This window comes from Pseudoalteromonas sp. SR45-6, from assembly GCF_014163545.1.
GTDB classification, from domain to species: Bacteria; Pseudomonadota; Gammaproteobacteria; order Enterobacterales; family Alteromonadaceae; genus Pseudoalteromonas; species Pseudoalteromonas rhizosphaerae.
Genome location: NZ_JACJDM010000053.1, coordinates 23,076 through 33,845, shown reverse-complemented (window position 1 = coordinate 33,845; position 10,770 = coordinate 23,076). Strand labels below are relative to the sequence as shown.

Sequence of the window (10,770 nt, the reverse complement as noted above, 5' to 3'; positions counted from 1 at the left end):
GCTTTCAGCTTTCAGCTTTCAGCTATATCATTTATTGCGGTTTTCTTTACTAAATGCGCGGATCTTACGTTTTTGCGAAAGAGTCACTTTATTAGTACGTCCTGCAAATGGGTTGTCACCTTCTCTAAACTCGATTTTGATAGGCGTGCCCATAATTTTTAATGCTTTACGATAGTAATTCATTAAGTAGCGTTTATAGCTATCTGGTAAATCATGTACTTGGTTACCGTGAATTACGATACGTGGTGGGTTATAACCACCCGCGTGCGCGTATTTAAGCTTAACGCGGCGACCACGAACCAGTGGCGGCTGGTGATCAGCTTGTGCCATGTCCATGATGCGGCGCAGCATAGCAGTACTAATACGCTTAGTTGCTGATTCATAAGCTTCGTCAATTGACTCAAACAAATGACCAACACCTGTACCATGTAAAGCTGAGATAAAGTGTAAGCGTGCAAAGTCAATAAAGCCTAAGCGACGGTCAAGCTCCGATTTAATACGATCTTTCACGTAATCATCAAGGCCATCCCATTTATTCACGGCAATAACCAGTGAGCGGCCAGAGTTTAAGGCAAAACCAAGTAAGCTTAAATCTTGATCCGAAATGCCAGCACGGGCATCTACAACCAATAGCACCACGTTACAATCTTCGATTGCTTGGAGGGTTTTGATCACTGAGAACTTCTCAACCACATCGCTGACTTTTTTGCGTTTACGTACACCAGCGGTGTCGATCAACACGTATTCTTTTTCGTTACGAGTCATTGGAATATAAATAGAATCGCGGGTTGTGCCCGGCATATCATAAACAATAACGCGTTCTTCACCTAATATACGGTTAGTCAGTGTTGACTTACCTACGTTAGGACGACCGATAATAGCAAGTTTTACTGGCTTATCTGCAAATGCTTCATGCGCTGTAGAATCTTCATCATCTTCAGAATATAAATCGATTAACTCGTCGTCATCGCCTTTACCATCATCATTTTGCGCACTCAGCTCTGCAAGCAAAGGCTGTAAGGTGTGTTCAAGTAACAAGGTAATACCACGGCCATGAGCGGCTGCAATATGGTGTACTTCGCCCAGCGACAATTGGTAGAACTCAGCACAGTTTGAGTCAGCATCAATACCATCAGTTTTATTGGCAACAACAAAGCTTTTCTTTTCTTGTTTACGTAAATGGTTGGCAATAGCTTGATCAGCTACTGTCATACCTACACGTGCATCAACTAAGAATAATACGATGTCGGCTTCTTCAATCGCCAGTAGCGATTGATCAGCCATTTCGATTTCGATGCCTTCTTCAGAGCCATCAATACCGCCCGTGTCTACCACGATAAATTCATAGCCATCGTAATTAGCTTGGCCATATTTTCGATCTCGCGTTAAGCCTGGAAAATCGGCAACGAGTGCATCACGCGTACGTGTTAAACGGTTAAATAATGTGGATTTGCCCACATTGGGTCGCCCAACTAGAGCGATCACGGGAAGCATAAACTACCTCTTAAAAAAACAACAAAAGGCTTCGCATAGCGAAGCCTTAAAAAAATAAATTAACTATTAATAACTTATAGTTATTTAGCAAATTAGTCCGGTATTTTTACCGCACTAACTTCACCATCTCGGGTGTATAAAATCAGTTTGTCGTCAGCAACAATTGGCTCAATAAAAAAGCCTGAACTGTCGAAGTCTTCACGCGATACAAGCTCGCCTGATTCTTTATTTAGCCAATGTAGATTACCTTCTTGGTCACCTATGGCTAAGTAATTTCCTGCTACCGCAGGCCCTGTTAAGTACCAACCACGAAGGGCTGGCTGACTCCAGCGTTCAATGCCAGAGGTTTTATCTAATCCATAAACAACACCATTACTATCTACTACGTAAATAGTTTGGGTATCCATGGCAATTTCACGGTAACTGCTGTATTCGCGTTTCCAGACAACATTACCAGAGCGAATATCTACAGCTGCTAAGTTACCATTATAAGCAATAGCATACGCATAAGGACCACTGATCAGAGGTTGTGTATCAACATCGACTAAACGTTCGAATTCTGATGCGCCTTTTGCTGTAGCAATTTCAGCACTCCACGCAGAGTAACCACTGTCAGAGATAAGTACGCTTAACTTGCCTGTTTCAAGGCCAACTAATACACCGCCGTTAGCAACGGTCGGAGAGCTTTGCCCACGTAGTGTTAATGCGGGGACTTCTTGCTCATGGCTCCAACGCTCTTCACCGGTATCTGGGTGAAGGGCTAATAATTTACCTGAGCCTAGGTTAACATATATAAGGCCATCACCGGCAGCTGGTTTTGCTAACACTTCACCGGGTACTTTTTTGCGCCAAACAACATCACCCGTTTCACGGTCAAGGGCAACTAAATAACCATGCTCGGAACCGATAAAAATTTTACCATAAGCTTGTAAAATACCACCGGATAATTTTGCACTAATGTCGCTTTGCCATGGCCAAAAGGTCAAATTTTCGCGAACATCAGTCTCCCAAAGAGTATTACCGTTTTCAAGCGATAGCGCTTCGACTTTACCAGCACGGTTAGCTACAAAAACACGGTCTTTATATACCGCCGGTGTTAGCCGAGAAAAGTAATGTTCAACACCGTCACCAATGCTTTCTTGCCAAATTACTTTGGTTTCAAACTGATTAACGATTTCAGGCAACACCAGTTCGTCTTCGTCATCGCTTGATGAACAACCGACTAAGGTTGCCATGCATAGCGCTATGGTTGCCGCTGTTAATTTTTTCATGGTAACCCCTTACGCCGTTGGGCTAGTTACTGCTAAGTCATCAAGTTTGATTTGCAATAATGGGTTATTCTCCAGACCGCCCGCATCAGCAGCAGTCTGATAAGCACTGCGAGCTTGATTTGCATCGCCTTGAGCTGTGTATATATCACCTTTAAGCTCAGCGACTGTTGCAGTGAATGAATCTGCAAGTTTAGCGTTAAGCGTTGTTAAAGCTTGGTCGTATTGCTGCTGTGCTATTTGCACGCGAGCTAAACGGGTGGTCGCCGTTGCTTTTAAATCTGCATTGGTAACATTAGTCATTATCCAGCTGAGTTTTTCACTGGCTACATCAAGTTGACCTTTTTCTACGGCTTCTTTAGCAGCAACAAAGGCTGCAAGTGCGCTGTAGTTAGTATCTTTGTGCTCTGCGATAAATGTATCTGCCGAACCTAATACTTCACCACCTTCAACCAGCTGAGTATATGCATCAGAGGCACTTTCAGCAGTTGTAATTTGATTTTGGTTATATGCTTTCCAGCCATACAGGCCACCTAAACCAAGCACTACACCTAGCGCCAGTGATACACCATTTTCACGAAAAAAACGTTTGATCGCTTCAGCTTGTTGTTCTTCTGTTGAATAAATATCCATTACTACCTCGTCTTTTTTAGCTGTTTATTAGCTCAGCTAAAAGCGTTTTAATTTGTTCTAATTCTAAGGTGACCTGTTCTTTACGCTCACGTAAATACTTAACTGTCACTACGCCTTGTTCTAATTCATCTTCGCCGATAATCAGTGCAACGAGTGCATCGCTTTTATCTGCGCGTTTAAGTTGTTTCTTAAAGTTACCACCACCGGCATGGACCATGATACGTAAGCCAGGTACTTCAGCACGTAATTTAGCTGCGATAATAGGGGCTTGAATGCTGGCTTTGTCACCCATCGCTGCCAAATATACATCAGCGTTGCGACGAATGTCACCAACACATTCCAATGCTTGTAACATTAACACTAAACGTTCCAGACCCATAGCAAAGCCCACAGCTGGCGTTGCTTTGCCACCTAATTGCTCAACTAAGCCATCATAGCGGCCACCTGCACATACAGTACCTTGTGAGCCGAGGCTATCTGTAACCCACTCAAAAACAGTACGGTTATAGTAATCAAGGCCACGGACTAACTTTTCATTAACCGTGTATATGACGCCTGCGGCGTCTAAACGTTCACATAAATTTTCAAAATGTTCTTTTGATTCAGCATCTAAGTGTTCAGACAGTTTTGGTGCATCAACTAAAACCGCTTGTACATCAGGGTTTTTGCTATCTAGCACGCGCAGTGGGTTGCTGTACATACGACGTTTTGAGTCTTCGTCTAGTGCATCAATATGTTGCTCAAGATAAGCCACAAGTGCATCACGGTATTGCGCGCGAGCTTCGTTTGAACCTAGAGAATTAAGCTCTAAACGAACATGTTCGCTGATGCCAAATTGTTGCCACAATTGCGCCGTCAGTAAAATTACTTCAGCGTCAATATCAGCGCTGGCAATACCGAAGGTTTCTAAACCAAATTGGTGAAACTGACGATAGCGACCTTTTTGCGGACGTTCATGACGAAACATTGGGCCCATATACCAAAGGCGTTGCTCTTGGTTATACAGTAAGCCGTTTTGATTACCAGCACGTACACATACAGCGGTACCTTCAGGACGAAGTGTTAAGCTGTCGCCATTATTGTCGGCAAAGGTGTACATTTCTTTTTCAACGATATCGGTGACTTCACCAATTGAGCGTTTAAAAAGATCGGTTGATTCTACAATTGGAAAACGAATTTCTTGATAACCGAACGATGCTACTGTCTCGCGTAAGATGTTTTCTACTTTCTGCCAAACTTGGGTATCGCCCGGCAGACAATCGTTCATTCCACGTATTGCCTGAATTTGTTTTGCCACTGCTAAATCCTAAAAACTGTTTTTTGCGTAATAAAAGATGACTACACAACAAGAATGCTAAAAATTGACCCGTCATTATAGCGTTCTAGCTATAAAGGTAAACGGCAAACGGCTTTGTTTGCCGACTATATTGTATTTATTCGACGATTTTGATGTCGATAGGGGTCTGTTTTTCTTTTTGTGCGATAAAGTCGCGTACATAGCCTTCGAGTTGATCAACAATATTGTTGTTATCAATTCGGGCTTTTTGACGTTCGCCATTAATATAAAGGCCCGAGCGACGGTTTGCACCAGCTAAGCCAATATCACTCACTAACGCTTCGCCAGGGCCATTGACCACACAACCAATAACCGATACTGATACCGGTTCGATGATATCTTCCAAACGCTCTTCAAGTTGGTTCATGGTACTAACCACATCAAACTCTTGACGTGAACAGCTCGGACAGGCAATAAAGTTAATCCCGCGAGAGCGAATGCGCAGTGATTTTAAAATATCAAAACCGACTTTGATCTCTTGTACTGGATCAGCCGCCAACGATACTCGCAGCGTATCGCCGATACCTTCGGCAAGTAACATACCTAAGCCTACAGCTGATTTCACTGAGCCTGAACGCATACCGCCTGCTTCTGTGATCCCTAAGTGCAGAGGTTGGTCAATTTCTTTAGCAAGTAAGCGATATGCTCCCACAGCTAAAAACACATCAGAAGCTTTTACTGATATTTTAAATTGATCAAAATCTAAACGGCGCAAAATATTTACATGGCGCATGGCTGATTCAAGTAACGCTTCAGGCGTTGGTTCGCCGTACTTTTCTTGTAAATCACGCTCTAATGAGCCGCCATTAACACCAATACGAATTGGAATGTTGTGCTCACGGGCAGCATCGACTACCGCGCGAATACGTTCTTCACTGCCAATGTTGCCAGGATTAATACGTAAACAATCAACACCATACTTTGCGACTTGCAAAGCAATACGATAATCAAAGTGAATATCTGCAACCAGTGGAATGGTGACTTGTTCTTTTATGCTTCTAAATGCTTCGGCGGCGTCCATAGTCGGCACGGAAACACGCACTATATCGGCGCCGGCATCTTGAATAGCTTGAATTTGTGCAACAGTTGCATCAACATCCATGGTATCGGTGTTGGTCATTGATTGCACGGCAATAGGGGCGCCATCACCGATCGGTACGTTACCCACGTTGATGCGGGTAGATTTTCTGCGTTTAATGGGAGATTCTGAAAACATAGTGACTACTCTGTTAACGGTAAATTAAATTTGGCTAAACGATTTTTTGGGAAACTGGAAATATCAATCTTTTCACCGTCAAGAGTGATATCAACAGCTTGATGCTTACCAAGCACGATAGAAAAAGGCAGATGACCTGATAAAGTCATATCATAACCCGCTTTTTTAACACCAAACGCCACTTTATCACCTTTGCCGTCATGAACTTCAACCCAACTTTCTTCATTGAAATGCATAACTATGGTGCCTAGGCCATCATTTTGTGGCTCGCTTGACGTTTCGCTCGGGGCAACGTCTAGTTCGGTATCGGCTTGTTGCTCCATAATTTGCGCCGCAGTGGGGTCATCAATCGATTCATCAGGGCCAGCTTGTTCTAGCTGGCTGATTGACGCCACATCAGGCTCTGTTTGCGCGACTGCAACTGTCTCTTTGGCAAAGCTATTTAAAGATTGCGTTACAACTTGTTCGTCAAGAGGGGTTGAATTTTGCCACCACCATAATGCGGATGAACCAATAACAATTGCCAGAATAACGTAACTGACCAGCATCAAGCGACTATCATGAGCTTCTTTTTCTGTTCGTCTAGAAAAGCTTTGCATGTTGGTTTTTTTAACGGTTTCCTGTGGTTCAGGGAACAGTGCTAAAACGGCCGCAGTATCTAAATTAAAGGCGCGACAATAACTTTTTGCATAACCTTTAACAAAGGTAGCAGGGCCGATTAATTGGTGTTCGTCATTCTCAAGACGTTGTAATTGCAACACCGATAATTTTAAATTTTTTGCCAACTCTTCTAAGCTGACATTCGCTTGCTCGCGGCTACTTTTTAAAGTTTGGCCAAGAGTGAGCGTTGTTGATTCTGTATTTTCATCATTCATAATGAGTATGATTCAGGGTCCACTAGTAACAGTCTATGCCCAGGTTTAAGTGCAACATCCGGGCTTAATTTATTCCATCGCATTAACTGATCAATTAACAAGCGACGCTTGGTGGCAATACTATACAAAGTATCACCGACGTTAATTTCGTAATAAATGTTGGGATCGTTAAGATAAATTTTCGTCCCATTGACCACCCGATCAGATTCTTTCAGACCATTCCATTGGAGTAATTTCTGTAGTTTAACATTGTATCGTACTGAAATGCTAAATAGGTTTTCACCATCTTGCAAAACATGGTAAGGCGTCGTTAATTGTGGGATCCGCGAATTTAGCAACGGTGCGTGAGTATTTTGTTGCGGATCTTGAAAACGGATCTCAGGTGTAGAGCTATAACTTGACTCTGCGAAGACGGCAGCGTTGCGTTTTGGCTGGTAAAAAACCACCTTTTCTTCATCCGTTAATTCATCACTAAATTGTGCTTGGCTTGAAGCCTGGCTGTTATTTGCAACGGCTTGGCTATCAGTGGGCGCACCAAAAGAAACAATTGTTACACCATCTTGTGCTTTGCTACTACGAGCAAGCGTTTGGGGAGGCGTTGCGGCAGTCGCTGTGGGCGCTGTTGCTAAATGCACAGTTGGTATTGCTAATGCTTTAGCAACTGCCTCCTCAGAGGCTAGTGATGCAATGTCCGTCGCTTGAGTTGAAGTTACAGCTGGATTGTTTGGTGTTTGTGCGACCACCAGAGCAGACATTACTGCCACAGGATCATTATTGTTTGCTGGAGCACTGATCTGTACAGCGGTAGTATCAACGTTTGTTTGCACTGGCGTTGTTATTGCTGTGGTACTTAAAGCCGCCAAAATACCACTCGTATCGACAGGTGTTGATACTGTTGCTTGGCTTTGCTGGCTACTTTGTGATGCGGTGCTTTGCGTTGGCGCAACCGGTGAGGTTAGCAACGCGGCAGTTAATTCATTGCTGCTTGCATTGTTATTTTTAACGGCCATTGTTGGCGTTGTGATACTTTGCGCCGACGTACTAGTTGCTGGCGCTTTTTTCTTTTTTACAATGCGTATTTTGGGTGCCGAGATCACCTCTCCCGCAGGGCTATTTGCTTGTAGCTCATCTAATTTTGCTTGGCGGTATTGCGAGCGTAGTATTTCAAACTCACTACGTTTGATTTTTTGTTCGCGAATGATCCCCGCTTCACTTGAGGTTGGGTAGGTTTGCAATATCATTGCCGCAGTGGTTTCGGCTTTTTCAATGTGGCCCATACGCTGCTCAACTAAATAGCTTAATAGCAATGAGCGAGACGATACTTGACCACTATTCTCATAACGCTCGAGTATTTCTTTTGCTCTATGTAAATCACTTTTAGCGTAATACAAAGCGGCTAAACTGATCAGTGATGAGGCACGCATTGAACTGTGATTAATGGCCGATTTGAAATATTTTTCAGCGTTATCAAAATCATCAAACTCAATGGCGCACAGAGCTAAATTTTCATAACTTTCTGCTACTCGTATATAACTTGGGATGGCAATGGCTTTGAGTAGTTGTTCTGTGGCGCGGTCGTACTCGTCAATACCGCATAAAAATACCCCGTAGTTATTTCGGGTATTAGGATCATTGGGATCAATTTTTATTGCTTTTTGATAGGCTTTATCGGCTTGTACGTTTTCGCCGACTTGTTGGTAATAATAAGCAAATGAATAATGGACTTCAGGAAGATCAGGAGAGAAAGACGCGGCGCGTTCGAGGTTATACTTTGCTTGCGAGCTATTACCAGTGCTTAAATATTCTAATGCTAAGGCTATTCGGGTACGTGCTGCGCCGGTATTATTGATTTTATTTTCAACGACTGGTTTGTCATTGCCATCATAACTATTTTCAGTTACACACCCTGTTAAAGCGAGTGCACTGATAGTTAAAGCAAGTAAAGATCGCATTACTTCATCTCTTTATTATTGTCCATGCACCTATATTACCGAAAAGCCCTTATCTTGCATCATTTATTTAAAAATAAAGCAGCGCTAAGGGCTTTTGATTCACGACAACAGATTATGCTTGGTGGATATTAACCGCAATCGCATTATCGTCGCGCATTTTCTTTTTCGCTAAACGTTTTGTACGGTCAACTACATCACCAACTAACTGGCCGCAGGCTGCATCAATATCATCACCGCGAGTACGACGCACAATACAGGTAATACCTGCTGCTTGTAGCACTTTTGAAAAGCGGTCAATACGGCTGTTACTAGAGCGTGTATATTCGTTACCCGGGAATGGGTTAAACGGGATAAGGTTCACTTTAGATGGTGTGCCTTTGAGTGTTTTAACTAATTCATGGGCTTGATCTGTGCTGTCGTTAATACCATTTAGCATCACATACTCAATGGTCACATCTTTATTGGCTTTAGAGCCATCAATGTAACGACGACACGCCGCTAAAAACTCTTCAATTGGGTATTTTTTATTGATTGGCACTAAAATATCACGTAATGCGTTATCAGGTGCGTGTAGAGAAATAGCCAATGCAACGTCGATTTTTTCTTTCAATAAATCAAGTGCAGGCACCACACCAGAGGTACTTAAAGTAACGCGGCGTTTAGATAAACCAAAACCCCAATCGTCCATCATTAATTCCATTGCCGGAACTACGTTTTTAAGATTAAGCAATGGCTCGCCCATGCCCATCATAACGACGTTGGTGACCGGACGCTTTTCACTGTTGCCATCAAGACCTATGTCTTTGGCCACACGCCAAACTTGGCCGATAATTTCAGATACTTTTAAGTTACGGTTAAACCCTTGCTGCGCTGTTGAGCAAAATGTACATTCAAGCGCACAACCAACTTGCGATGATACACACAAGGTGGCACGTTCTTTTTCTGGGATCCACACCGCTTCAACTTCTTGGCCGCCTTCAAGTATCAGCGCGTACTTGATTGTACCATCACTGGCTTGTTGGCGTACGGTGATTTCAGGCGCGACAATTTCACATTCCGCTTTAAGTTTTTCTTTCAGCTTTTTGTTAACGTTGCTCATTTCGTCAAAGTTATCAACGCCAAAATGATAAATCCATTTCATCACCTGATCGCCACGGAATGGCTTTTCACCGAACGATACAAATAACTCGCGCATTGCATCTCGGTTTAAATCTAATAAGTTAATCTTTTTTTGCTCAGTGGTCATGAAACAACCTTAATCAGTGACGGTGGTGATAAAAATTTACAAAGGCGAATTGTACACAATTCACTCACTTTAATCATTAAGTAAAACATCATAAATTAGATAATTAATACTTTAACTAATGACTAAAAAAGGGCTCGAAAGCCCTTTTTACTTTTGCTTAGCGCATTCGAATTAACGAGTACGTGGGCAAAGCTCTTCGTCTGCGAAGAAGTACGCGATTTCGCGAGCAGCAGATTCAACAGCGTCTGAACCGTGAACAGCATTTTCGTCGATGCTATCAGCGTAGTCAGCACGTAAAGTACCAGCTAGTGCTTCAGCAGGGTTAGTAGCACCCATGATTTCGCGGTTTTTAAGAACAGCGTTTTCGCCTTCAAGAACTGTAACCATTACTGGACCAGATGTCATGAAAGATACTAAAGCACCAAAGAAAGGACGCTCGCTGTGTTCTGCGTAGAAACCTTCCGCTTTCTCTTGTGAAAGGTGAACCATTTTAGCTGCAACGATTTTAAGGCCAGCAGTTTCGAAACGGTTGTAGATAGCGCCGATGTGGTTTTTAGCAACTGCATCAGGTTTTACGATTGAGAAAGTACGCTCTAAAGCCATCTTTATGCTCCAATAATTTTTAAGTAAAAGTGTGAATATTAACGGGCGCGAATTATACGCGTTTTAGTAGGCAATGCCTAGTTTTATTAAAAACTAGCTTGATGACAATTGTGCGATTTTTAAATGTTAGGCAATCACCACGCATAG

Annotated in this window: 9 protein-coding genes; all 9 read right to left on the bottom strand. The window is 42.8% G+C overall.

Features of this window, described 5'->3' with window-relative positions; all coding sequences use genetic code 11:
* Window positions 1-27: 27 nt before the first annotated feature.
* A complete protein-coding gene (gene der / locus H5158_RS18340; protein ID WP_145239710.1) occupies window positions 28-1,494 on the bottom strand; it encodes a ribosome biogenesis GTPase Der in 1,467 nt (488 codons plus the stop codon).
* A gap of 92 nt (window positions 1,495-1,586) precedes the next feature.
* The gene (bamB, locus tag H5158_RS18335; RefSeq protein ID WP_182740587.1) at window positions 1,587-2,765 is read right to left on the bottom strand and encodes an outer membrane protein assembly factor BamB; all 1,179 of its coding nucleotides are present in this window, start codon (window positions 2,763-2,765) and stop codon (window positions 1,587-1,589) included.
* 9 nt (window positions 2,766-2,774) lie between these two features.
* Complete coding sequence (locus H5158_RS18330; RefSeq protein WP_149981918.1) at window positions 2,775-3,395, bottom strand: tetratricopeptide repeat protein; 621 nt, start codon at window positions 3,393-3,395, stop codon at window positions 2,775-2,777.
* Window positions 3,396-3,411: 16 nt separating this feature from the next.
* Complete coding sequence (gene hisS, locus H5158_RS18325; RefSeq protein WP_145239702.1) at window positions 3,412-4,692, bottom strand: histidine--tRNA ligase; 1,281 nt, start codon at window positions 4,690-4,692, stop codon at window positions 3,412-3,414.
* A gap of 136 nt (window positions 4,693-4,828) precedes the next feature.
* Window positions 4,829-5,947, bottom strand: a complete 1,119-nt coding sequence (gene ispG, locus H5158_RS18320; RefSeq protein ID WP_145239699.1) for a flavodoxin-dependent (E)-4-hydroxy-3-methylbut-2-enyl-diphosphate synthase — start codon at window positions 5,945-5,947, stop codon at window positions 4,829-4,831.
* Between the two features lie 5 nt (window positions 5,948-5,952).
* Entirely contained in the window at window positions 5,953-6,822 is an 870-nt protein-coding gene (locus tag H5158_RS18315; RefSeq protein ID WP_182740586.1) for a RodZ domain-containing protein, read from the bottom strand.
* A complete protein-coding gene (pilW, locus tag H5158_RS18310) occupies window positions 6,819-8,774 on the bottom strand; it encodes a type IV pilus biogenesis/stability protein PilW (RefSeq protein WP_182740585.1) in 1,956 nt (651 codons plus the stop codon). The genes H5158_RS18315 and pilW overlap by 4 nt, the downstream gene beginning before the upstream one ends.
* A 112-nt stretch (window positions 8,775-8,886) precedes the next feature.
* Window positions 8,887-10,020: a bifunctional tRNA (adenosine(37)-C2)-methyltransferase TrmG/ribosomal RNA large subunit methyltransferase RlmN gene (locus tag H5158_RS18305; RefSeq protein WP_145239689.1), complete on the bottom strand. Its 1,134-nt coding sequence runs from the start codon at window positions 10,018-10,020 to the stop codon at window positions 8,887-8,889.
* 171 nt (window positions 10,021-10,191) lie between these two features.
* A complete protein-coding gene (ndk, locus tag H5158_RS18300) occupies window positions 10,192-10,623 on the bottom strand; it encodes a nucleoside-diphosphate kinase (protein WP_008111339.1) in 432 nt (143 codons plus the stop codon).
* Window positions 10,624-10,770: the final 147 nt, after the last annotated feature.

Excerpts from the sequence above, each read along its gene's own strand:
- H5158_RS18315 (WP_182740586.1), bottom strand. The coding sequence starts at position 6,822 with ATGAATGATGAAAATACAGAATCAACAACGCTCACTCTTGGCCAAACT.
- der (WP_145239710.1), bottom strand. The coding sequence starts at position 1,494 with ATGCTTCCCGTGATCGCTCTAGTTGGGCGACCCAATGTGGGCAAATCC.
- ispG (WP_145239699.1), bottom strand. The coding sequence starts at position 5,947 with ATGTTTTCAGAATCTCCCATTAAACGCAGAAAATCTACCCGCATCAAC.
- pilW (WP_182740585.1), bottom strand. The coding sequence starts at position 8,774 with ATGCGATCTTTACTTGCTTTAACTATCAGTGCACTCGCTTTAACAGGG.
- H5158_RS18330 (WP_149981918.1), bottom strand. The coding sequence starts at position 3,395 with ATGGATATTTATTCAACAGAAGAACAACAAGCTGAAGCGATCAAACGT.
- ndk (WP_008111339.1), bottom strand. The coding sequence starts at position 10,623 with ATGGCTTTAGAGCGTACTTTCTCAATCGTAAAACCTGATGCAGTTGCT.
- H5158_RS18305 (WP_145239689.1), bottom strand. The coding sequence starts at position 10,020 with ATGACCACTGAGCAAAAAAAGATTAACTTATTAGATTTAAACCGAGAT.
- bamB (WP_182740587.1), bottom strand. The coding sequence starts at position 2,765 with ATGAAAAAATTAACAGCGGCAACCATAGCGCTATGCATGGCAACCTTA.